The organism is Streptomyces sp. NPDC039462 (assembly GCF_055639375.1).
Map to the genome: position 1 here is coordinate 1,608,562 of NZ_JBVKAO010000001.1, position 21,287 is coordinate 1,629,848.

At 74.0% G+C, this 21,287-nt stretch carries 19 protein-coding genes; 14 read left to right on the forward strand and 5 right to left on the reverse strand.

Annotation, left to right across the window (positions count from 1 at the left end; translation table 11 throughout):
• The first annotated feature begins 24 nt into the window (after nt 1-24).
• Genes ACZ7LU_RS06675 through ACZ7LU_RS06685 form a run of 3 tightly spaced genes read left to right on the forward strand, consistent with a single transcriptional unit; the run spans nt 25 to nt 3,154 of the window.
• Complete coding sequence (locus tag ACZ7LU_RS06675; protein WP_471915905.1) at nt 25-675, forward strand: D-sedoheptulose-7-phosphate isomerase; 651 nt, start codon at nt 25-27, stop codon at nt 673-675.
• Nucleotides 672-2,069, forward strand: coding sequence for a D-glycero-beta-D-manno-heptose 1-phosphate adenylyltransferase (gene rfaE2, locus ACZ7LU_RS06680; protein ID WP_471915906.1), 1,398 nt, complete (start codon nt 672-674; stop codon nt 2,067-2,069). Before ACZ7LU_RS06675 ends, rfaE2 begins: the two co-directional genes overlap by 4 nt.
• A gap of 2 nt (nt 2,070-2,071) precedes the next feature.
• Nucleotides 2,072-3,154, forward strand: coding sequence for a glycosyltransferase family 9 protein (locus ACZ7LU_RS06685; protein ID WP_471915907.1), 1,083 nt, complete (start codon nt 2,072-2,074; stop codon nt 3,152-3,154).
• Between the two features lie 77 nt (nt 3,155-3,231).
• Here ACZ7LU_RS06685 and ACZ7LU_RS06690 read toward each other — a convergent pair whose 3' ends face one another.
• Entirely contained in the window at nt 3,232-4,515 is a 1,284-nt protein-coding gene (locus tag ACZ7LU_RS06690) for an MFS transporter (RefSeq protein WP_471915908.1), read from the reverse strand.
• 580 nt (nt 4,516-5,095) lie between these two features.
• On the opposite strand from ACZ7LU_RS06690, the gene ACZ7LU_RS06695 reads away from it, so the two are divergent.
• From ACZ7LU_RS06695 to ACZ7LU_RS06720, 6 genes are all read left to right on the forward strand, one after another.
• Nucleotides 5,096-5,842, forward strand: coding sequence for an SDR family oxidoreductase (locus tag ACZ7LU_RS06695; RefSeq protein WP_398298878.1), 747 nt, complete (start codon nt 5,096-5,098; stop codon nt 5,840-5,842).
• 123 nt (nt 5,843-5,965) lie between these two features.
• Nucleotides 5,966-6,940: an NAD-dependent epimerase/dehydratase family protein gene (locus ACZ7LU_RS06700; RefSeq protein ID WP_471915909.1), complete on the forward strand. Its 975-nt coding sequence runs from the start codon at nt 5,966-5,968 to the stop codon at nt 6,938-6,940.
• The gene (locus ACZ7LU_RS06705) at nt 6,924-7,943 is read left to right on the forward strand and encodes a glycosyltransferase family 9 protein (protein ID WP_471915910.1); all 1,020 of its coding nucleotides are present in this window, start codon (nt 6,924-6,926) and stop codon (nt 7,941-7,943) included. The genes ACZ7LU_RS06700 and ACZ7LU_RS06705 overlap by 17 nt, the downstream gene beginning before the upstream one ends.
• A complete protein-coding gene (locus ACZ7LU_RS06710) occupies nt 7,940-8,815 on the forward strand; it encodes a glycosyltransferase family 2 protein (RefSeq protein WP_398298872.1) in 876 nt (291 codons plus the stop codon). The genes ACZ7LU_RS06705 and ACZ7LU_RS06710 overlap by 4 nt, the downstream gene beginning before the upstream one ends.
• Nucleotides 8,816-8,889: 74 nt before the next feature.
• Nucleotides 8,890-9,843, forward strand: coding sequence for a glycosyltransferase family 2 protein (locus ACZ7LU_RS06715; RefSeq protein WP_471915911.1), 954 nt, complete (start codon nt 8,890-8,892; stop codon nt 9,841-9,843).
• Nucleotides 9,844-9,880: 37 nt separating this feature from the next.
• The gene (locus ACZ7LU_RS06720; protein ID WP_468559023.1) at nt 9,881-10,150 is read left to right on the forward strand and encodes a DUF6480 family protein; all 270 of its coding nucleotides are present in this window, start codon (nt 9,881-9,883) and stop codon (nt 10,148-10,150) included.
• A gap of 69 nt (nt 10,151-10,219) precedes the next feature.
• On the opposite strand, the gene ACZ7LU_RS06725 is transcribed toward ACZ7LU_RS06720, so the two are convergent.
• A complete protein-coding gene (locus ACZ7LU_RS06725) occupies nt 10,220-12,751 on the reverse strand; it encodes an ATP-dependent Clp protease ATP-binding subunit (RefSeq protein ID WP_471915912.1) in 2,532 nt (843 codons plus the stop codon).
• A 207-nt stretch (nt 12,752-12,958) separates the two neighbouring features.
• On the opposite strand from ACZ7LU_RS06725, the gene ACZ7LU_RS06730 reads away from it, so the two are divergent.
• Both ACZ7LU_RS06730 and ACZ7LU_RS06735 read left to right on the forward strand, forming a co-directional pair.
• The gene (locus tag ACZ7LU_RS06730) at nt 12,959-13,984 is read left to right on the forward strand and encodes a DNA topoisomerase IB (RefSeq protein WP_468310799.1); all 1,026 of its coding nucleotides are present in this window, start codon (nt 12,959-12,961) and stop codon (nt 13,982-13,984) included.
• Between the two features lie 64 nt (nt 13,985-14,048).
• Nucleotides 14,049-14,510 (forward strand): DUF6098 family protein, encoded by a 462-nt coding sequence (locus ACZ7LU_RS06735; protein WP_398298862.1) that lies wholly within the window; start codon nt 14,049-14,051, stop codon nt 14,508-14,510.
• Between the two features lie 103 nt (nt 14,511-14,613).
• Here ACZ7LU_RS06735 and ACZ7LU_RS06740 read toward each other — a convergent pair whose 3' ends face one another.
• On the reverse strand, nt 14,614-15,096 hold the full coding sequence (locus ACZ7LU_RS06740) for an SPW repeat protein (protein ID WP_398299959.1): 483 nt from the start codon (nt 15,094-15,096) through the stop codon (nt 14,614-14,616).
• A 190-nt stretch (nt 15,097-15,286) separates the two neighbouring features.
• Complete coding sequence (locus ACZ7LU_RS06745; RefSeq protein ID WP_471915913.1) at nt 15,287-16,426, reverse strand: baeRF2 domain-containing protein; 1,140 nt, start codon at nt 16,424-16,426, stop codon at nt 15,287-15,289.
• 547 nt (nt 16,427-16,973) lie between these two features.
• On the opposite strand from ACZ7LU_RS06745, the gene ACZ7LU_RS06750 reads away from it, so the two are divergent.
• Nucleotides 16,974-17,171, forward strand: a complete 198-nt coding sequence (locus tag ACZ7LU_RS06750) for a hypothetical protein (RefSeq protein ID WP_398298858.1) — start codon at nt 16,974-16,976, stop codon at nt 17,169-17,171.
• Nucleotides 17,172-17,229: 58 nt separating this feature from the next.
• Here ACZ7LU_RS06750 and ACZ7LU_RS06755 read toward each other — a convergent pair whose 3' ends face one another.
• Nucleotides 17,230-18,051 carry a VOC family protein gene (locus tag ACZ7LU_RS06755; protein WP_468310790.1) on the reverse strand — a complete coding sequence of 274 codons (822 nt, stop codon included), beginning with the start codon at nt 18,049-18,051 and terminating at the stop codon, nt 17,230-17,232.
• Nucleotides 18,052-18,242: 191 nt separating this feature from the next.
• On the opposite strand from ACZ7LU_RS06755, the gene ACZ7LU_RS06760 reads away from it, so the two are divergent.
• Both ACZ7LU_RS06760 and ACZ7LU_RS06765 read left to right on the forward strand, forming a co-directional pair.
• Nucleotides 18,243-19,889, forward strand: a complete 1,647-nt coding sequence (locus ACZ7LU_RS06760) for an amidase (RefSeq protein ID WP_471915914.1) — start codon at nt 18,243-18,245, stop codon at nt 19,887-19,889.
• Between the two features lie 187 nt (nt 19,890-20,076).
• A complete protein-coding gene (locus ACZ7LU_RS06765) occupies nt 20,077-21,252 on the forward strand; it encodes a spore photoproduct lyase family protein (protein WP_471915915.1) in 1,176 nt (391 codons plus the stop codon).
• Nucleotides 21,253-21,287 lie beyond the last annotated feature (35 nt).

A 21,287-nucleotide genomic window follows, 5' to 3' on the forward strand; every position in this document is an offset into this window, starting at 1 on the left:
AGCGACGCCGCACGCCCGACCAGCATGAGCGAATCCCCCGCACTCGACGCCGCGCAGCTGCACTGCCGGTCACTGGAGCAAGCGCTCGGCCGGCTGCGCCGGGACGGCCTCGGCCGCATCGCGGACTGGGGCGGCAGGCTCGCCGCCGCACTGCCCGCAGGGAGCCGGCTCCTCGCCGCGGGCAACGGCGGAAGCGCCGCCCAGGCCCAGCACCTGACCGCCGAACTCGTGGGCCGCTACCGGCACGAACGGCCGGCGTACTCCGCCATCTCCCTGCACGCCGAGACGTCCAGCGTGACCGCCATCGGCAACGACTACGGCTTCGACCACGTGTTCGCCCGCCAGGTCTCCGCCCATGGCCGGCCCGGCGACATCCTCGTCCTGCTGTCCACGTCCGGCCGCAGCGCCAACCTGATCACGGCGGCGGTCGCGGGCCGGGCCGCCGGACTGCGCGTCTGGGCGCTCACCGGCCCCGGCCCGAACCCGGTCGGCGAGGCCGCCGACGAGGTCCTTTACATCGACGGCGACACCACGGCGACCGTGCAGGAAGCCCACCTCGTCGCCGTCCACCTGCTGTGCGAAGCCTTCGACGCGGCACTCTCCGAACCCGTCGTGGCCGGCGCGGGACGCATCACGCCCCGCAACGCGGTCCCCGTCAACGGGAACCTCTCGTGACCGCGCCGAAGCCGCTCGTCGTCGTCGGGGACGTGCTGCTCGACGAGGACATCGAAGGAGTCGCCACCCGGCTCTCCCCGGACGCCCCCGCGCCCGTCGTCGACGTCACCGTCGACCGGCGCCACCCCGGCGGCGCGGGTCTCGCCGCCGCGCTCGCGGCACGCGGCGGCCGTGCCGTGACCCTGGTGACCGCGCTCGGCGACGACCCCGCGAGCGAGGCGGTGCGCCGCGAGCTCAGCGGCCGGGTGCGGCTGGTGGAGCTGCCGCTGAACGGCACCCTTCCGGTGAAGACCCGCGTCCTCGCGTCCGGCCGCCCGCTGGTGCGCTTCGACCGGGGCGGCGGCACACCCGGAGAGCCCGACGCGGCGGTACGTGACGCGCTGGCCGGAGCCCACGCGGTCCTGGTCGCGGACTACGGCCGGCACACCGCGAGCGCCGTACGCGAACACCTGGCGGCCGTCGCCCCCCGCACCCCGCTGGTGTGGGACCCCCACCCCAAGGGCGACACACCCGTACCGGGCGCGCGGCTCGTCACCCCGAACGCCGCGGAGACCCGCGCCCTGTGCCCCGGCGGCGACGAGACGCTCCGCGCGTACGCCGGGCGGGGCCTGGAACTGGCGGACCGCTGGCAGGTCGCCGGAGTCGCCGTCACCCTCGGCGAGCGCGGCGTCCTCCTCACCCGGCCCGGTTCCGGTACGCCGATGCTCATCCCCGCGCCCTACCGCGCGAGCGGCGACCCGTGCGGCGCCGGTGACTGCTTCGCCGCCGCCACGGCCGCCGCCCTCGCCGACGGGGCACTCCCGGAAGAGGCCCTGCAGCGGGCCGTCGCGGAGGCCGCCGCCTTCGTCTCCGCCGGCGGCGCCACGAACCCGGCCCTGTGGCGGACGACACCCGCCGACCGTGCCGAGGAAGAGCCCCGCACCGACGCGTTCGCCCTCGCGGAACAGGTGCGGGCGCGCGGCGGCACGGTGGTGGCGACCGGCGGCTGCTTCGACCTCCTGCACGCGGGGCACGTCGGTCTGCTGGAGAGCGCCCGGCGCATCGGCGACTGCCTGATCGTCTGCCTCAACTCCGACGCGTCGCTCACCCGCCGCAAAGGCCCGGGGCGCCCCCTCAACAAGGAGGCGGACCGCGTCCGTGTCCTCGAAGCGCTCGGCAGCGTCGACGCCGTGGCCGTCTTCGAGGAGGACACCCCGCAGGAACTGCTCGGCAGGCTGCGGCCCGACGTGTGGGTCAAGGGCGGCGACTACTCCGTCCAGGACCTGCCCGAGGCCGCCACTCTTCGCGCGTGGGGCGGACAGGCCGTCGTCCTGCCGTACCTCGACGGCCGCTCCACGACCCTGCTGGCCCGCAGGGCCGCCGCAGCCGCGTCCCCAGCCGAGAGGCGCCCCTGAACGTGACCGAAGAGACCACGCGACCGCAGTTGTCCGCATCCCCGGTGCCGGACCGCCCCCGAGTGCTGGTGCTGCGCGCGCTGGGCCTCGGGGACCTGCTGACCGTCGTACCGGCGCTGCGCGCCCTGCGACGGCGGCTGCCGACCCACGAGATCGTGCTGGCCGCGCCCGAGCGGCTGACAGGACCCGCCCTGGCCACCGGCCTGGTGGACCGGCTGCTGCCCGCGTCGGCCCCGGGCCGGGCGGTGCCGTCCGACCTGCCGTGGCCGGGCCCGGCCCCCGACCTCGCCGTCGACCTGCACGGCAACGGCCCCCCGAGCCACCTGCTGCTCCAACGGCTTCGGCCCCGGCGGCTCATGGCGTACGCGCACCCGGACACGCCCGGCATCGAGGGGCCCGCGTGGCGGGACGACGAGCACGAGCGGGACCGGTGGTGCCGGCTGCTGTCCTGGTACGGCATCGACGCGGACCCGGCGGAGGTACGGATCCCGTCGCCCGCGGCGCCGTCACCGGCACCCGGCGCGGTGGTCGTCCACCCGGGCGCCGACGCCGGCGCCCGCCGCTGGCCCCCGGAGCGCTTCGCCGCCGTGGCCCGCGAGCTCGCCGCCCGCGGGCACCGGGTCGTGGTGACGGCCGGGGCGGGGGAGGAGATGACGGCACGGTACGTGGCGGCGCACGCGGGACTGCCGGCGGACGCTGTGCTGGGCGGGGCCGCGGATGTGCCCTTCGACCAGCTGACGGCGCTAGTGGCCCACGCACGCTGCGTCATCGTCGGCGACACCGGCCTGGCTCACCTGGCAACGGCCCTCGGCACCCCCTCGGTCGTCCTCTTCGGCCCCGTGGCCCCTCGCCTGTGGGGCCCACCCGCGTCCCCCCTACACCGGGCGCTGTGGCACCCGGACGCCGACGACGCCGCCCGCCCGGGCGACGCCCACGGCACGCAGCCGGACGAACGCCTCCTCCGGATCACTCCGGAGGAGGTGCTCGCCGCGGTGGGGTCCTTGCCGGAGCCGGATCAGCCCTGGTTCCCGTCGTTCCCGACCGCGGGCAGTGGTCCGTCCTCGCGCAGTTCCCCGCGCCCCTAGGGGGGCGCTCCGCGCCCCGTCAGGGGCGCGGGGAACTGCGCGAGCAACCACAGAGCCGCCGCACTCGGCCGGGCGGGTCAGGCCGCCGTTTCCAGGGCGGGCCTGGCCGTGATGTCGCGCGTGCTCTTGCGCAGGAGTACCGGCTCGGCGGTCCCGCGCCTGCGCAGCAGGAAACCCGCTCCGATGGAACCGGCGATGATCAGGCCGCCGGAGACCAGGGCACCGCGGGCGCCGGCCAGTTCCATGAGGAGGCCGAGCGCGGGCGGCCCGCCGAGGCCCCAGGCGGTGCTGATGCTGCCCCACACGCCGAGCACGCGGCCCCGCAGATGGGCGGGCGGATCGGTCTGGAGGACCGTCGTCCCCGCGGTGTCGGAGACGGTCTCGACGACGGCCATCGGCAGGACGAGGATCAGCAGAACGGCGAAGGACGGGGAGAAGCCCGCCACGACCTGGAGCAGCGCGCCCGCGGCGGCCAGCGTGCCCACGAGCCGCACGGACGGCTTCCGCAGCCGGGCGCCGAGGACCGCGCCGATGATGCCGCCGACGGCGAGGACGGTGGAGACCGTGCCGAACGACCCGGCGCCGCCGGCCAGCGGCCCGGTGACGAGCACGGCCAGCGTGAGGTTGTAGTTGCGGCCGAAGACCGCGCTGACGCCGGTCACACCCGCCAGGGCCACGAGCCGGGGCCGCCGCATGAAGTACGCGAGGCCCTGCCGGACGGTCATGTGCTCGCCCACCGGGGCGGGCCCGGTCGGCGCCGGTCCTGTCGGCACCGGAGCGACGGCCCGGTCGGCCCCGGCCTGGCGCACCGCCCCGTAGGCGGGACGGAGGAAGGGGATGACGGAGGCGACGAAGAGGAACGACACTCCGTTGGCGGCGTACGCGGCGGCCGTACCGAGGAAGCCGACCGTGACACCGCCGAGCGCGGCACCGGCGAGCCGGCCCGAGCTGTGGACCAGCGAGCCCACGCCGATGGCGGAGGGCACGTCCTCCGGCGGCACGAGGTCGTTGCCCAGCAGGGCACACGCGGGCCCGTCGACCGTGGCGATGATGCCGGTGACGGCCGCGAGCACCATGAGGATCGTGAGATCGAGCCCGCCGGTCGCCACGAGGACGGCCGTCGTGAAGGCGACGGCGCCGAGCAGGGCCTGGCTGACGGAGGCGGTGAGCTTGCGCGGCCAGCGGTCGACGGCGGCACCGCCGACCAGGCTCATCAGCAGCGCGGGCGCGGCCTGCACGGACATGGAGAGACCGGTGGCGGCGGCGGAGCCGGTGATCTGCAGGACCAGCAGGTTCTGCACGGTGAGCTGCATCCAGGTGCCGGCGTTCGACACGAAGTTGGCGACGGACCACCAGCGCATGCTCCGGTACCGCAGGGACCGCCACGGCGACCGGGAGACGGACGCGGAGGCATGAGCGGACACCGACGGGGCAGGAGAGGAAGGGGAGGAAGACACAGGGGCACTCGAAGACTCGGGGTGGGTCCGGCGGGACGGACTCAGGCGGAGGTCTCGGCGGGAGCTCGGAACACCGGCAGCACTGCGCGGTCACTCCACCGGATCTGTCTGGGGGCGCCGCGCTGCGGGAGGTGCGTCGGCGGGGTGCGCGAAGTGGCGCGTGGACGCTCCGGAAGTACGGCGATGACCATGGTGGCAGACCGGTTCGCCGCGCTCCGGGACGGCTCTGTCGTACGTGACGCCGGGCGGCACCAACCCCGCTCCCTCGCAAGGGATTTGGCGCTTCTGGTGTGCTTGCTCACACGGTCTTCCGGCGCCCCCGTGACCCCGCCTCCGGGCCCTTCGCGCGTGACGGGCGACACAGCCGCACGCAGTCGGCCCGGTGCCCGGCCCGAGGTGCCGGACTCCCCTCCGGCCGTCACAGTGGGAAGCGGGGCGGTCGCGGAGCGCACCGCCGTCAACCGGAACGACGGAAGGCACACGCATGGGCGGCGCACCGCAGGTCGACCTGCACGGCAAGCAGGCTCTCGTGACCGGTTCGGCCAGGGGCCTCGGCGCCTCGATCGCCAGGAGACTGGCGGCGGCGGGCGCGACGGTCCTGGTCGCCGACGTCCGCAAGGAGATGGCCGTGGAGCTGTGCGACGAGCTCACCGCCGAGGGCCTCGACGCCCGGTTCCTGGAGATGGACGTGCGGGACGCCCCGGGAGTCGCCGCGGCCTTCCGCGACCTCGACGAGGCGGGCCGGCCCCTCGACATCCTGGTGAACAACGCCGCCGTGGACGTGTCCAAGCCGATCGAGCACCTGACGGCCGACGAGGTGACGCGCGTCGTCGAGACCAACCTGCTCGGGCCGATGTACCTGTGCCTGGAGACGTACCGGCGCATGATCGCCCGCGGCGGCGGCCACATCGTGAACATCCTGTCCACCGCCGCGAACCGCACCTGGACCGAGGCGGGGCCCTACGCGGCGGGCAAGTCGGGGCTGCGCGCGTTCACCCACACGCTGTTCAAGGAGGCCCAGCGCGACTGCGTGGGGATCGGCGTCACCGGGATCATCGCGGGCGGCATGGAGACGCCGTTCATCATGGAGCGCTTCCCGGACGCCGACGTGACCATGCTGCAAAGCCCGGACATCGTCGCCGACACGGTCCTGTACGCCCTGTCGGTCCCGGCAGGCAGCGTGGTGGGCGAACTGGTCGTCGTACCGCGCAGGGAGCCCTCCTGGCCCTGAGGGGCCCGCTCGCGGCCGCGGGGGAGTGCCGGACGTCCGTGTCTGAAAGCCGCCCGGGTGGGCACCTGAGGCGCTGCCCACCCGAGGCGCTGCCCACCCGGAAGCGGAAGGAAGGTTCAGCCCATGACGCCGACGATGTTCTCCATGGCGCCGCAGCCACCGCCTCCGTGGGAGAGGGCCATGGTCACCGCGGGAGCCGGCTTCCTCGGCTCGCACGTGTGCGAACGGCTGCTCGACGCGGGCGTGGCGGTCGACTGCGTGGACGACATGCCGAGCGGCTCGTCCGGGAACGTGGAGCACCTCGCGGGCCGGCCCGGGTTCCGGACCGTCCGGCTGGACCTCGCGCGGCCGGGCTGCGCCGACGCCCTCCCCGGCCCCTACGACCTGGTCGTGCACTTCGCGTGTCCCGCCTCGGCGGCCGCCGCACGCCCCCTGGAGACGCTGGACGCCGGCAGCCTCGGCGCCCGCAACGCCCTGGCCGTCGCCGAGCGCGACGGGGCCCGGTTCCTCCTGGCGTCCACCTGCCCGGTCCACGGCGACCCGTCCGGGACCGCCGACGAGACCCAGCGCTTCTCGGAGGCGCTGACCACCGCGTACGTCAGCGCCAAGGAGGCGGACGCGGGCATCGTGCGCGTCTTCCCCGCGTACGGGCCGCGCATGGACGCCGATGACGGCCGGCCGATTCCCACCCTGATCCGGCAGGCGCTGAACGGGGGACCGGTGACCGTGCCCGGAGACGGCAGCGGTACGCCCTCGCTGTGCTGCGTCGACGACACGGTCGACGGAGTGCTCCTGGTCGCCGCGAGCCGCTCCGTGCGGCCCGTCGACATCGGCGGCGACCCCGGGCCGACCCTCGCGGAGATCGCCCGCCGGGTGCTGGACCTGACCGGCTCCGACGCGCGCCTGGAGTTCACCGGGCCGCGCGCCGACGCCCCCGAGCCCCCCGCACCCGCCACCGGCTTCGCCCGCGAACTCTTCGGCTGGACGCCCAAGGTCTCCCTGGACGACGGGCTCAAGCGCACCATCGCCCACTTCCAGAACGGCGGACAGGGCGCGCCGAGCGCCGAGGGAGGCGCACGCCATGCGTGCTCCTGGTGACGACCTGCGGGGGAACGTGGCGAAGGCGCTCGTCGTCTGCCTGGACGGCATGAGCGGTGTCCTCCTGGCAGGACCCGCCGTCCGCGCCGTCGCGACCAGGGCCGACCACGTGGCGATGCTGTGCGGGCCGCGCGGCGCGCCCGCCGCCGGACTGCTGCCCCATGTCGACGACATCCTCGTCTGGGAGGCGCCCTGGGAGGGCGACCGGCCGCCGTCGGTGGACGAGGCGGACGTCGAGGGCCTGCTGGCGCGCATGAGGGACGCGGCGTACGACGTCGCCCTCGTCGTCACCTCCTTCGAACAGAGCCCGCTGCCCATCGCGCTGCTGCTGCGCATGGCGCAGGTCCCCCGCATCGGGGCCGACAGCGCCGACCACGCGGGCAGCCTCATCGACGTGCACCATCGGCGGCTGCCCGGCCGGCACGACGCCGAAGCGGCGCTCGACACGGCCGCGGCCCTCGGCTTCTCACCCCGGACCGGCGACGACGGCCGGCTCCGCGTCCTCCCGGCCCCCGACACGACGGGCCTCACCGGCAACGGCCCGTACGTCGTGCTGCACCCGGGCACCGCGGCACCCGCCCGCGCCTGGGACGCCGGACGCGCGGCCGAGACGGTCGCCCTGCTCGCCGACGCGGGCCACCGCGTCGTCGTCACCGGCGGCCCCGAGGAGACCGCCCTGACCCGCCGGGTCAGCGGCGACACGGCCGTCGACCTCGGCGGCCGCACGGACCTGCGGACCCTGGCCGGCGTCCTGCGCGCGGCCGACGTCGTGGTCGCGGGCGACACCGGGCCGGCCCACCTCGCCGCCGCGACCGGCACCCCGGTCGTCTCCGTCGGCCCCCAGGACGTGCCCGCGGAACGGCGGAGCCCCTACGGCGTGCCCGCCGTGCTCCTGGGGGACCAGGACGACCCGGGCGCGGACACCGGCCGCCCGGGCACGACGGCGGCACCGCCGGACGACGTGGTGCGCGCGGTCCGGAAACTTCCGAAGGAGAGCACGTGAGCGCAGGTCCCCCGCGCACCACCGTCGCCGTGATCACCCGCAACCGCCGCGAGAGCGTGCTGCGCACCCTCGACCGGCTCGCCGCGCTGCCGGAGCGGCCGCCCGTCGTCGTCGTGGACAACGGCTCCACCGACGCGACGGCCGACGCGGTGCGCGCCCACGCCGTCGGCGCCCACGTCGTGGAGGCCGGGCGCAACACCGGAGCCCTCGGCCGCAACCTCGCGGTGCGGCACGCCACCACGCCGTACGTGGCCTTCAGCGACGACGACTCCTGGTGGGCCCCGGGCGCCCTCGACACGGCCGCCGACCTCCTCGACGCGCATCCACGCCTCGGCCTCCTGGCCGCCCGCACGCTCGTCGGCCCCGAGACCCACGAGGACCCGCTCAACCGCGTGCTCGCCGACTCGCCGCTGCCGCCCGTCCACGACCTCCCCGGCCGCCCCGTCCTCGGCTTCCTCGCCTGCGCGGCGGTGGCCCGGCGCGCGGCCTTCCTGGAGGCGGGCGGCTACCACCGGGTGCTGTTCTTCGGCGGCGAGGAGACCCTGCTCGCCTACGACCTGGCGGCTCGCGGCTGGGGCGTCACCTACGCGCCCTCCGTGACGGCCCACCACCACCCCGACCCCGCCACCCGGCCGGGCCGCTCCGCGGTGCAGCGGCGCAACGCCCTCCTCACCGCCTGGCTCCGGCGGCCGGTCCACGTCGCCCTGCGTGGCACGGCGCACCTCGCCGCGGCGGCCGCCCGCGGGGAACGGGACGCCGCGAGCGCCCTCAAAGGCGTCCTCGTCCGCCTCCCCGCCGCCCTCAGCGCCCGGGAACCGCTGCCCGCCCGCATCGAGTCAGCGGCCCGCCTGCTGGACCGGGTCCCTTCATAGACCCGTACGTGAATCCCTCATCCCTTCACGCGTCCCTTCATGACCACCACCTTTCGCCAAGAGGATCAGCGCAGATGACGCACGAGACCGCCCTCATACCCGGCACGCCCACACAGGACGGGCGGGACGCAGGGCCCGACCCCCGTACGACCGTCGTCGTGATCACCAAGGACCGCCGCCGCGAGCTCCTGCGGACCCTGCGCACCCTGCGGGACCTCCCCGAACGGCCCCACGTGATCGTCACCGACAACGCGTCGAGCGACGGCACGGCGGAGGCGGTCGCCCGGTACTTCCCCGAGGTCCAACTGCTGCGGCCCGGACGGAATCTGGGGGCCGTCGGGCGCAACCTCGCGGTCCGCCACGTCCGCACGCCGTACGTGGCGTTCTGCGACGACGACACCTGGTGGGACCCGGGCTCGCTGCGGTGCGCCGCGGACCACCTCGACGCGCACCCGGCGCTCGCCGCCGTGACGGCCCGCATCGTGGTCGAACCGTCGGGGGAGGAGGACCCCGTCGTCGCCGAGTTGCGCGACTCCCCGCTCTCGGGGCCCGACTGGCTGCCGGGACCCGCCCTCGGCTCGTTCCTGGCCGCCGCGACGGTCATCAGGGCCGACGCCTTCCGGGACGCGGGCGGCTTCCACCCCGGGCTGTGGCTCGGCGGGGAGGAGGAACTCCTCGCCACCGACCTCCTGACACAAGGGCACTGGCTGAGCTACGTGCCGGAACTGACCATCCATCACGCGGCGTCGACGGTCCGGGACAGCACCGACCGGCGCGTCCTCGGGCTGCGCAACACCCTGTGGTTCACCTGGCTGCGCCGCCCCTGGCCCTCGGCGCTGCGCCGCACCGGCCGGCTGCTGTGCACCGTGCCGCGCGACCGGCCGTCCCTGCGCGCCGTCGCCCGAGCTTTGGCCGGGCTGCCCTGGGTCCTGCGGCAGCGGGCCCCCGTGCCCGCGCCGATCGAGGACCGCCTCGTCGCCCTGGAGAAGGCGCGCCGGCACTCCACGGCCCGCCGCTACGTCGGCTGAGAGGTGCGCCCCGGGAAGTCGTGGGAACTTGGATCACATGAGTCCTTCCCAGAAACCGGACCCGGGCCCCGACCCCCGAGACCCGGATCCGGACCCTGACCCGCGGAACGCCACAGGACTGGAACCCGGCGGAAGCGTGCCGCCGGGGGAGACCCCGCCCGCCGAGAGCAGCATGTCGGGGGCGGGGCCCGAGGAGACGTACAACCCTCCCAAGGGCTGGGGGAAGGGGCCGCTGGCCCTGATCATCGGCCTGGGGTTGCTGATCGCCGCGTTCTTCCTCGTCTACGCGATCGTGCTGCTGCTGTGACGCGGGCGCGGTCGAGGGCGGGCAGCAAGGGTGACAGGGGCGGCGGCAGGGCCGTCACCCCACCCGCCGTCACCCCACCCCCGCACCCGCCGTGACCCGCATGTTCAGCGCGTCGTCCGCGACCTCCACCAGGACCCGGCTGCCCGCGGTGAGCCTGCCGTCCAGGAGCAGCCTGGAGAGCCGGTTGTCCACCTCGCGCTGGATCGTGCGGCGCAGCGGACGCGCACCGTACTCCGGCTGGTGACCCCGCCGCGCGAGCCAGTCCACCGCCTCCGTGGTGAACTCGATGGCGACGTCCTGCGCGTGCAGCCTGCGCCGGGTCTCCTCAAGCAGCAGATCCGTGACCTGCCGCAGCTGCTCGCCCGTCAGCCGCCGGAAGATGACGATCTCGTCGACGCGGTTGAGGAACTCGGGCCTGAAGTGCTCGCGCAACGGCCGCAGCACCTGCTCGCGCCGCCCCTCCTCGTCGGCCTCCGACCCGTCGGCCCGGAACCCGAGGGTCGCGCCGCGCCCCGTGAGCGCCTCGGAGCCGAGGTTGCTCGTCATCACGATGACGGTGTTGGTGAAGTTCACCGTCCGGCCCTGAGCGTCGGTCAGCCGCCCGTCGTCGAGGACCTGGAGCAGGGTGTTGAAGACGTCGGGGTGGGCCTTCTCCACCTCGTCGAGCAGCAGCAGCGAGTACGGGTGACGGCGTACGGCCTCGGTGAGCTGTCCCGCCTCCTCATGGCCCACATAGCCGGGCGGCGCTCCGACGAGCCTGCTGACGGTGTGCCGCTCCTGGAACTCGCTCATGTCGAGGCGGACCATCCGCTCCTCACTGCCGAACAGCGCCTCGGCCAGGGCCCGCGCCAGCTCCGTCTTGCCGACGCCCGTGGGGCCGAGGAAGAGGAAGCTTCCGATGGGCCGGTCGGGGCTCGCCAGACCGGAGCGTGAGCGCAGGACCGCCTCCGCCACGGCGCTGACCGCCTCCTCCTGCCCGACGACCCGCTCGTGCAGGTGCTCCTCCAGGCCGAGCAGCCGGTCCCGCTCCTCCTGCGTGAGGGTGCTGACCGGAATGCCCGTCTGCCGGGAGACCACCTCGGCGATGTCCTCGGAGGTCACCTCGACGATCTGCCCGTCACCCGGCTCGCGGTCCCGGCCCGCCCCGATCTTCCTGACCAGGTCGTTGATGCGGTCCCGCAGCTCGGTGGCCCGCTCGTACTGCTCCGCCGCCACCGCCTGGTCCTTGTCCCGGGCCAGCTGCTCCGCCTCGCGTTCCAGCGCCCGCACGTCCGTGCCCTTCGTGCTGGCCCGCAGCCGCACCCGGGCCCCGGCCTGGTCCATCAGGTCGATCGCCTTGTCCGGCAGGAAACGCTCGGTCAGATAGCGGTCGGACAGCTCCACGGCGGCGAGCAGCGCCTCGTCGGAGTAGCGCACCTGATGGTGCGCCTCGTACCGGTCGCGCAGGCCGCGCAGGATCTCCACCGCGTCCGCGGCCGTCGGCTCCGCCACCAGGATCGGCTGGAAGCGGCGGGCGAGCGCCGCGTCCTTCTCGATGTACCGCCGGTACTCCTCCAGGGTGGTCGCCCCGATGACGTGCAGTTCGCCCCGGGCAAGGGCGGGCTTGAGCATGTTGCCCGCGTCCATCGACCCGCCCTCGGAACCGCCGCCGCCGGCCCCGACCACGGTGTGCAGCTCGTCGATGAAGACGATCAGCTCGTCCGAGTGGGCGCGGACCTCCTCGATGATGCCGTTCAGCCGCTCCTCGAAGTCACCGCGGTACCGGGTGCCCGCCACCACTCCCGACAGGTCCAGCGCGATGACGCGCCGCTCCGCGAGGGTGTCCGGCACGTCACCGTCGGCGATCCGCTGGGCCAGGCCCTCCACGACGGCGGTCTTGCCGACGCCCGCGTCACCGATGAGCACCGGGTTGTTCTTGCCGCGCCGGGAGAGCACCTCGATGGTCTGCTCGATCTCCTCCTCACGGCCGATGACCGGGTCCACGCCGCCCTCCGCGGCCCGCGCGGTCAGATCCCGGCCGAACCGGTCCAGCGTGGGCGTGGCCGTGGCACCGCCACCGCTCTGCCGCTGCTCGGCCGGGCCCGGCCGGCCCTGCGGCGGCTGCGGGGCAGGACCGGGGTCGAAGCGCGCCGCGTTGAGGATGTGGCCCGCCGCCGAGTCCGGGTTGGCGGCCAGCGCCATGACGATGTGCTCGGGCCCGATGTACCCGGCGCCGACCGCCCGGGCCACCTCGTGCGCGTCGAGCAGCGCCCGCTTCACGGCCGGGGTGAGCGCCACCGCCTGGGTGGGAACGGCGCCTTCGGTCTCCGCGGAGTGCCGGTCGATCTCCTCGGCGATCTGCTCGGGATCGGCCCCGGAACGCGCGACAAGACCGCGGGTCGGCTCGATGGTCAGCGCCGCCCGCAGCAGATGCTCCGTGTCGAGGTTGCTCTTGCCGTGCTCCGCCGCGTACGCGGCCGCCGCGGCCACCAGCTCCCGTGCGGGACCGCTCATCAGCCTGCCGATGTCGATCTGCCGTCGCCCGCTGCCGAGGAACCGCGCGAAGAGCTCCCCGAAGGGGTCCTGCCCGAATCCCTCGGGCCCGATGAAACCGCTGCTCATAGCCGTCCGTTCCGGTGTCCCGGCCCGCCGGGACAGCCTCGTGCCTGATCGTGTCGTGCCCGCTTCGGGTTCCCAGTCGTCCCCCTCGTCACTCCTGGCGTCCCGCTCCCCGATCGTCGCCCGTGGCGGCCCGGCGTGCCCGCGGCACGCTCCGCCGAACGGGCTGCTCCGAAGTCTGCCGCCACGCTTTGGGGGCACTCCTGGGACATGGGTGAGAAGCGGCGACTGAGAACGAGCCACATCGACGGACCCGGGATCACCCGCGTCCGTTCGGGACGCGGATTCCGCTATACGGATGCCTCGGGCCGCCCCGTCACCGACCCCGCGGAGAAGGAGCGCCTGCGGCGGCTCGTCATCCCGCCGGCCTGGCGGGACGTCTGGATCTGCCCGTGGCCCAACGGACATCTCCAGGCCGTGGGCACCGACGCCGCGGGCCGGCGCCAGTACCTGTACCACCCGCGGTTCCGTGAGCGGCAGGAGGCGGCGAAGCACGAACACGTCCTGGAGGTCGCCGCCGCCCTCCCCGACGTCCGCGCGCACGTGGCCGAGGACCTGGCGGGCCGCGGCCTCAGCCGTGAACGGGTCCTCGCCTGCGCCGCCCGCCTCCTCGACCTCGGCTTCTTCCGCATCGGCAACGAGTCCTACCGGCGGGACAACGGCACCTACGGCCTCACGACCCTGCTCAAGGAGCACGTGTCCTGCCGGAGCGGCGAGGTCTGCGTCACGTATCCGGCGAAGTACTCCAAGACGCAGACGCGCGCGCTCGTCGACCCGCCCGCCTGCAAGGTCCTGCGCGCCCTGCTGCGCCGCGACACGGCGGACCCGCGGCTGTTCGCCTACCGGCAGGGCGGAACCTGGCACGAGCTGCACGCCGCCGAACTCAACGACTACCTGCGGGACCGCGCGGGTACCGACATCACCGCGAAGGACTTCCGCGTCTGGCACGCCACCGTCCTCGCGGCGGTCGCCCTCGCGGTGTCGGTGCAGGTCGCCGACGAGTCCCGGACGGCACGCAAGCGCGCCGTCACGCGGGCGGTCCGCGAGGTCAGCGAATACCTCGGCAACACCCCTGCCGTCTGCCGTGCCTCGTACATCAACCCGCGCGTCATCGAGCTCTTCGAGGAGGGCCGCACGATCGCCGACGCCCTGGACCGCCTCGGCGACGGCGCCACGTTCGGCCGTCCGGCGACGCAAGGGGCCATCGAGGAGGCGGTACTGCGGCTGCTGACGTGAGATGGGCGCGCAGGCGGAACGCCCGACAAGGAAAACAGCGGCGACAAGGAGAGTGACCACACGCATGAGCGGTTCGGACGACGACCTGCCGGTCCTGCACACGCTGCAGGAGCTGGCCCGTCTCGTGGAACGCCACGACGGTCTGTACGTGCGCTGGTCCCGCGGCCCCGCCAAGGACCTCGGCAGGGTGATGAGCAGGGACGACCTGACGGGCGTCCGCATGCCGGGCCTGTCGGCCAACCCGCTCGGCGTCGAGCCGTGGTGGGAGGACCGTCCCGTCGAGCTGTGGGTGGCCCGGCGGCTGCACGACTACTCGCATCTGCCGCGCGACAAGGGCCCGGGGGTCCGCCCCTGGGTGCTGCTCGGGCACGAGGCCGCCCGCGGCCCCGACAACGAGCCACTGGTCGACGAGGTCGAGCCGATGGCCTGGATCGACACGAAGATGATCGACGCGGCCCGCGAGAAGGTGGCCCGCGAGGCGGGCGGCTGGGGGCCGCTGCGGCGTACGAACGGGGTCGACGGCTGAACCGGCACGACCGCGCCCCGCGGCGGGTGTGCCACGGGGCGCGGTCGTGGAGGGGGCGACCGGTCGGCGGTGGAGGACTGACCGGCCGGTCACGGTCGGCCGGTCAGTCGTGACCGGCGCGGCTCATGCCCCTCCTGCCTTTCCCGCTGTTCCTTCCGTGCGACGCCTCGGACTTCTCTCCCGCCCGGGCGGCCGCGCTGGCGGCCAGGGCGAGGAGGGCGGCCACGGCACCGGTGATGACGTTGCTCACCACGGTCCTCGTGGTGGTGGCGTCACCCGCGATGACCCACGGCGCGACGATCGTCCAGACGCCCAGCGCGCACGCGGCCCACGCCATGCCGTGGGTGCGCTCGTAGGCCCGGCCGAAGCCGCCGCTCATCAGGAGCGCGTACGCGATGCCGACGATCAGGTTGACGATCGACAGCCGCGTGAACTGGTTGAAGCCCGCGATCCAGGGAGAGGCGGCCAGGTAGAGACCGGTGAGGAAGGCCAGCGCGTCGATGGCCTGCACCTTGGGTGTGCTTGCCGCGCGCTCGGCACTCTCGTGGCGGGCGCGCATGTCGACGATGTCGGGGTGCGTGTCCATGGAGGACGGCGCCCCGGACATCGGGGCGTGGGCTCCGGACATCGAAGACGGGGCTCCGGACGGCATTCCGGACGGGGACCTGGGGGACGTTGTCACTGCGTCCACCTCCAACTAGGTGTTCTTGGTGCGGACGGGGCCGCGTGTACCGATGGGGCCACGTGTGCCGGGGGCACGCGGGCGGACTCGGCTGTCAGATCGCACTCGGTTCGTACGTCCAGCGCAGCAGGGCGCCGAGTCCTCCTGCCGGGATGTCGTCGCTCACCTCCTCGAACGGGATGATCAGGACGTCGGCGGACGTGGCCGCCGCCGAACGCAGCAGCGCGTCGTCGGCGCGTACGGGGACGGGGGCGCCGTCGCCGAGGGCCTCGGCGTCCGTACGCCGCACCGCCACCTGGCCGGGTTCGGCGCCGGCCCACATCTCGCGGTGCAGGTCGGGGCCGTCCGGCCGGACCAGGAGAGTGCCGATGCGGTGCTCGCGCGCGGCGTCCACCACGGCGGGCACGCCCTCCACGGCGTCGGTGGGCCGGTCGGTGCCGACGCGGCCCGCCCGGAAGCGGTCGAGCGCGTCGTCGACGCGCCGGTGCAGATGCTCCTGGCAGGCGTTCCCGATGGCCTCTTCCAGCGCCGCGGAGCCGGAACCGGCGGCGCGGCCACCGTGCTCCGTCTCGACCGTCACGGCGCGCAGGGCCTCCGGCAGCTTGTCGCGCACGGCCGGCCGCTCACGGGGGTCGCCGACCAGCACCACGAGGTCGGCGCCGGACTCCTCGTAGGCCTCGGCCAGCGCCTCCGCGATCTCCGCGGCGTTGCGCTCCCAGGTGTTCTCCACCTTGAGCTGGAAGTGCCGCTCGGACCAGTCGGATGTGGCGGTGCGGTGCACCGGCCACTGCTCGCCCTCCACGTGCCCGGAGTCCTGCGGTCCTGCCGCGGCCCGCAGTTCGAAGTCGGCGCCGGTGCGGTCGATGTAGGCGACGAGGCTCACCGGGTCCTGGCCGCACAGCTCCAGCAGGGGCGTGAGCCGCGGCAGCGGGGCCCAGCAGGCGAACTCGCCCTGGGGGCGCCGGGACAGCCGGTGGCTGAGCACGACCTCGCCGCCGGTGGCGAAGACGACGCGTCCCGCCGGGTCCTCGGCGGGTGAGAGCGCGGTCAGGTTGTCGCGGACCGCCGCGACGGTGGCCTCGTCCGCGCCCTCCTGTGCCAGGGTCCTGCACACCTCCCGTACGGACAGTTCACGGCGCTTGGCGCCCGACTCGTCCGCCTGACCGGGGTCGAAGTACACCGTGGCCCAGGGGCCCGGCCGGTCAAGAAGTGGTTGCAGAAAAGAAAGACGCATGGTGACTCGCTCCTTGTGGGCCGTGTTTCCGTGCGGCCCACGTTCGGGTTCGTCGGTTCAGTCGGTGGGCTCGTTTTCCGAGCTTCGCGCACGCCGGATGTCGTATTTCCTGCTGTGGGGTTCAGGCATGGCGATCACCTCTCGGCTCTGCGGGTCCCCTGGCGCAAAAGGGAGCAAACTTCCCTCTTGCTACGAAGTCGGAGCTCGGAGTCCGAATGCGTATGGGGGGCAGGCGTGGTGGTGGCTCTCGGAAGAGAGACGGGCCCTGGGAAGAGAGACGGGCCGCAAGGTGGGGCTTGTCGCCGCGGTCGGCGGCGGAACCGTGCGTTCTTGCCCACCAGAATACGCGTCGAACCCGTGCGCCGCTTCAGGACTCATTTCCCTTGTGCCACGGGGCCGGACGGGCCACGCGACTGCTCGATGGGACCGGAGCGCAGTGCCGTGGCAGCATGGAACAACCGGCCGTGCGAGCGGACGAACCGCACCAGGCCGCACCGGCGGCACCGGCCGCCGCAGCCGCACCACGTGAGGCGAGGGAGCGAAAGCGATGTCGAACCCGCAGCAGCCCGAACAACGGCGTAGCGACAAGGGCGGGGCGACCCCCCAGGACAGCGCCGAACTCAAAGCACGACAGCCGGGCACCTCCCGCGGGGCCGGTGCGCACGCCCACGGAACGGACAAGGGCGGCAAGGGCGGCGGCCGCGGTGGCGGGACCCCGCCCGAGGAGCGCCCCAACCACCCGTGACTCCGGTGTGTGCCGCGGAGCCCCGGAACGGTGTGACCGCGGAGCCCCGGAACCGGACTCAGCCCTGCCGAGGTGCCACGCGTGCCGTCACGGTGAAGATGCCGCCCTCGGGATCGCAGAGGGTGATGGCCGGGCTCTCCCCGCCGTCGTCGCGGCGCACCACGGACCCGCCGTGGCGGAGCGCCGTACGCACCGTGGCCTCGGGATCGGCGACCGTGAAGTGGACTTCCCAGCGGGGCAGGTCGACCGGGTTGCGGGCCGCCTCGACGGCGCCGGAGCGGAGCCGGGCGAGCACCGTGCCCTCCTGGCTCAGGACGACTTCGTCGTTCTCATAGTCGACGTCGCAGCAACCGGGCCGCCCGCAGGCCCAGTCGAGGACCTGGCCGTAGAAGATGGCCGCCTCGAAGGCGTCCGGTGAGCGCAGCCGCAGCCAGACGGGCGCCTGCGCGCGCCAGGAGTGCCAGTCGGAGACGAGCCGACCCTCCCAGATGCCGAAGACGGCCCCGTCGCGGTCCGCCGCGAGTGCCCCGCGGCCCACAGGGAAGCGGAGCGGTCCCACGGCGACGGTGGCACAGCGCTCACGGATGCGCGCGGCCGTCTCATCGGCGTCCTCGACCGCGAAGTAGGGCGTCCACGCGACAGGAACCCGCAGCGCGGAGGCGAGAGAGCCGATGCCCGCGACGGGTTTGCCCTCGTGCACGGCGACGCGGAAGTCCTCGCCGAGCGGTGCGGGACGGAACGTCCAGCCGAAGACCGCGCCGTAGAAGGACTCGGCGGCGGCCAGGTCGTGCGTCAGCAGGGTCGCCCAGCAGGGCGCTCCGACGACCTCTCGGCTCGTCGTCGCGTGTGCGGCGGGGGTGGCTGATCTGTGGTGGGTCATCGCACTCAACGTCCAGGTGGGGAGGCTTGTCGTGCCGAGCCGCAGAACCGGTGCATATGCCCGGAATCCCGGCGTTTGCCATGCTACTCGGCATGGCAAACGACGACCCGGGTCGCCTGCCCCGGGCGGGGCCCCGTCGCCGGACCCCGCACCCTTGCGCCGGATGCTGCCCGTGTAGTCGGCTGGGCCGCATGGGGAAGAGAAGTGTTGCCGCAATGACCGCCGCCCTCGTCGCGGGGTCCCTTCTGACCGGCGTACCGCATGCGGGCGCGCAAGCAGCCGAGTCCGGCACCGACGGTTCGGCACCGTCACCCGGGTCGCCTTCCGCGCTCGGATTCGACCTCGACACCGTGACCATCCCGGAGTTACAGACGCGCATGGCGCGCGGCTCGCTGACCTCGTCGGCGCTGACCCGGGCCTATCTGCGGCGGATCGAGAAGGTCGACCCGAAGATCCACTCGGTGCTGCGCACCAGCCCGACGGCCCTGCGCCAGGCGGCCGCCAGCGATGCCAGGCACCGGCGGGGCGAGACCCTCGGGCCGCTGGACGGCATACCCGTCCTGCTCAAGGACAACGTGAACACCCGTGACATGCCGACGACGGCCGGGTCGCTCGCCCTCGCCGGAAGCCCGCCGAAGACGGACGCGGTGCTGGTGACCCGGTTGCGCGAGGCGGGGGCGGTGATCCTCGGCAAGACCAACCTGTCGGAGTGGGCCAACTTCCGTGCGGCGAAGCCGACGTCGGGGTGGTCGGCGGTGGGCGGGCAGACCAACAATCCGTACGTCCTCGACCGGAACCCGTGCGGTTCCTCATCCGGTTCCGCCGCCGCACTCGCCGCGTCGTTGTCCCAGGTGGCGATCGGCACCGAGACGGACGGCTCCATCGTGTGCCCGGCAGGGATGAACGGCGTCGTCGGCCACAAGCCCAGCCTCGGCCTGGTCAGCCAGTCGGGCGTGGTGCCGATCTCCGCCGAGCAGGACACGGCCGGGCCGATGGCGCGCAACGTGATCGACACCGCGCTCACGTTCTCGGTACTGAGCGGCGGCGAGGGCCCGCGTGGCGGGGGCGACCGCGCGGCCGGTCCGCACGGCAAGCGGATGGGACCGGACGAGAAGCGCATCGGCCTGCGCGGCAAGCGCATCGGTCTGTGGCGTCTGCCGTCGCTCGGCCCCGACGTGGACGCGGTGATGACCCGTACGGCTAAGAAGCTGCGCGACGCCGGCGCCGTGGTCGTCGAGGTGACACCTCCCTACCAGGCGCGGCTCGCCGAACTCGAGTTCCCGGCCCTGCTCAGCGAGTTCCACCGGGACATCGACGCCTACCTCGGCACGCGCGAAGGCCCCGGGAACCTCGCCGAGCTGATCGAGTTCAACCGTTCCCACCCCGCGGAGCAGACCTGCTTCGCCGGCCAGGAACTGTTCGAGCAGGCCCTCGCCGCGCCGCCCACCACCGACCCCGGGTACCGGGCGATGCGGGCCGAGTTGAAGGACCTCTCCCGGCGTTCCCTCGACGAGACCATGGCCGGCCACCGTCTGGACGCCATCGCCGCCCCCACGAACCCGCCCGCCTGGACGACCGACTGCGCACGCGGCGACAACGACGTCATCCCGTCCTCCACCCCCGCGGCCGTCGCCGGATACCCGTCCCTCTCGGTACCCGCGGGCTCCGTCGGCGAGCTGCCGGTGGGCGTGCTCCTGATGGCAGGCGACCGCCAGGACACCAAGCTGCTGGCACTGGGTGCCGCGGTGGAGCACCGGCTGAACGCCTGGCGGGCGCCGCGCTACCTGCCGACGGTGGAGGGCGGCGCGCCGCCGGGTGGTGCACAGCCCCGCCGCTAGGGCGTCCGGCGTGTGGGCGGCACGGCCGCGTCGGCGTGCGCTTTGATCTGTGGGTCAGCCCCTGCGAACACCGACGGCCCCTTCAAACACCGGCCGACCCTGCGAACACCGGCCGGCCCCGTGCACTCCGGCCGGCTTCGCGCACACCGATCGGCCGTGCGGCGCCTGCGCGCGGAGAGGAAGCCCCATGGAGCAGCCGGTGTCAGGACCCGCCTCGGGAGAGCCCGAGCAGCCGGCGCTGTTCGGCTGGCCGGACGAACCTCCGGCCCAGCCGGCGCACGGGACGTTCCGGGACAGCCCGGAGGCGCGCCGGCTGCTCGATGTGCGCGAGGTCTACGCGGAGCCGGCAGCCCTCGACTCGCCGCGCGGCCGGCAGATCATGGCCCGGCTGCCGGGGGTGCGGGTGACCGAGGTCGACAGCCACTGGCGCATCCCCTCCCTGCACGGGAACGACGGCAACGTCGCCCGCTGGGTCCGCGTCAAGACCGAGACGCTCGTCCTCGGGGTCAAGCGTCAGCTCGTGACCCGCCCCAACGGCAGATCGGCCGACTGGATCGCACCGGGGCCCTCCAACGGCTGCGCGATGGCCTGCGCCTACTGCTACGTCCCCCGCCGCAAGGGTTACGCCAACCCCATCACCCTCTTCACCAACATCGAGGCGATCGTGGCGCACGTCCGGCGCCACGTACGGGCCCAGGGGCCCAAGACGACGCCCAACCAGTGCGACCCGCAGGCGTGGGTCTACGACATCGGCGAGAACGGTGACTGTTCCGTCGACGCCCTGGTCTGCGACAACACCGCCGACCTCATCGCGGCGTTCCGGGGCATGCCGACGGCGAAGGCCTCGTTCGCGACCAAGTTCGTCAACCCCGACCTGCTCGCGCTCGACCCTCAGGGGCGGACCCGGGTGCGCTTCTCGCTCATGCCGCCCGAGGACGCCCGGCTGCTGGACATCCGCACCAGCCCGGTGGCCGAGCGGATCGCCGCGGCCGCCGACTTCCTCGACGCCGGTTACGAGATCCACTTCAACCTGTCGCCCGTCGTCCTGCGGCCGGGGTGGGAGCGGGACTGGGCCGATCTGCTCATCCACCTCGACGACGTACTGCCCGCCCGCGTGAAGGAGCAGGCGGCGGCCGAAGTCATCATGCTGACGCACAACCAGGCGCTCCACGACGTCAACCTGGGGTGGCACCCCCGCGCCGAGGAGGTGCTGTGGCAGCCGGACATCCAGGAGACCAAGCGTTCGGAGAACGGCGCTCTGAACGTGCGCTACGCCCTGGACGTCAAGCAGCGTTCCCTGACGCGTCTCCGTGAGCTGCTGGCGACGCACGCACCGTGGCTGCGCGTCCGGTATGCCTTCTGATCCGGTACGCCTTCTGATCCGATACGCCCTCTGCC

Excerpts from the sequence above, each read along its gene's own strand:
- ACZ7LU_RS06675 (WP_471915905.1), top strand. The coding sequence starts at position 25 with ATGAGCGAATCCCCCGCACTCGACGCCGCGCAGCTGCACTGCCGGTCA.
- ACZ7LU_RS06690 (WP_471915908.1), bottom strand. The coding sequence starts at position 4,515 with ATGCGCTGGTGGTCCGTCGCCAACTTCGTGTCGAACGCCGGCACCTGG.
- ACZ7LU_RS06695 (WP_398298878.1), top strand. The coding sequence starts at position 5,096 with ATGGGCGGCGCACCGCAGGTCGACCTGCACGGCAAGCAGGCTCTCGTG.
- ACZ7LU_RS06700 (WP_471915909.1), top strand. The coding sequence starts at position 5,966 with ATGACGCCGACGATGTTCTCCATGGCGCCGCAGCCACCGCCTCCGTGG.
- ACZ7LU_RS06705 (WP_471915910.1), top strand. The coding sequence starts at position 6,924 with ATGCGTGCTCCTGGTGACGACCTGCGGGGGAACGTGGCGAAGGCGCTC.
- ACZ7LU_RS06715 (WP_471915911.1), top strand. The coding sequence starts at position 8,890 with ATGACGCACGAGACCGCCCTCATACCCGGCACGCCCACACAGGACGGG.
- ACZ7LU_RS06720 (WP_468559023.1), top strand. The coding sequence starts at position 9,881 with ATGAGTCCTTCCCAGAAACCGGACCCGGGCCCCGACCCCCGAGACCCG.
- ACZ7LU_RS06725 (WP_471915912.1), bottom strand. The coding sequence starts at position 12,751 with ATGAGCAGCGGTTTCATCGGGCCCGAGGGATTCGGGCAGGACCCCTTC.
- ACZ7LU_RS06730 (WP_468310799.1), top strand. The coding sequence starts at position 12,959 with ATGGGTGAGAAGCGGCGACTGAGAACGAGCCACATCGACGGACCCGGG.
- ACZ7LU_RS06735 (WP_398298862.1), top strand. The coding sequence starts at position 14,049 with ATGAGCGGTTCGGACGACGACCTGCCGGTCCTGCACACGCTGCAGGAG.
- ACZ7LU_RS06740 (WP_398299959.1), bottom strand. The coding sequence starts at position 15,096 with ATGGACACGCACCCCGACATCGTCGACATGCGCGCCCGCCACGAGAGT.
- ACZ7LU_RS06745 (WP_471915913.1), bottom strand. The coding sequence starts at position 16,426 with ATGCGTCTTTCTTTTCTGCAACCACTTCTTGACCGGCCGGGCCCCTGG.
- ACZ7LU_RS06750 (WP_398298858.1), top strand. The coding sequence starts at position 16,974 with ATGTCGAACCCGCAGCAGCCCGAACAACGGCGTAGCGACAAGGGCGGG.
- ACZ7LU_RS06755 (WP_468310790.1), bottom strand. The coding sequence starts at position 18,051 with ATGACCCACCACAGATCAGCCACCCCCGCCGCACACGCGACGACGAGC.
- ACZ7LU_RS06760 (WP_471915914.1), top strand. The coding sequence starts at position 18,243 with ATGGGGAAGAGAAGTGTTGCCGCAATGACCGCCGCCCTCGTCGCGGGG.
- ACZ7LU_RS06765 (WP_471915915.1), top strand. The coding sequence starts at position 20,077 with ATGGAGCAGCCGGTGTCAGGACCCGCCTCGGGAGAGCCCGAGCAGCCG.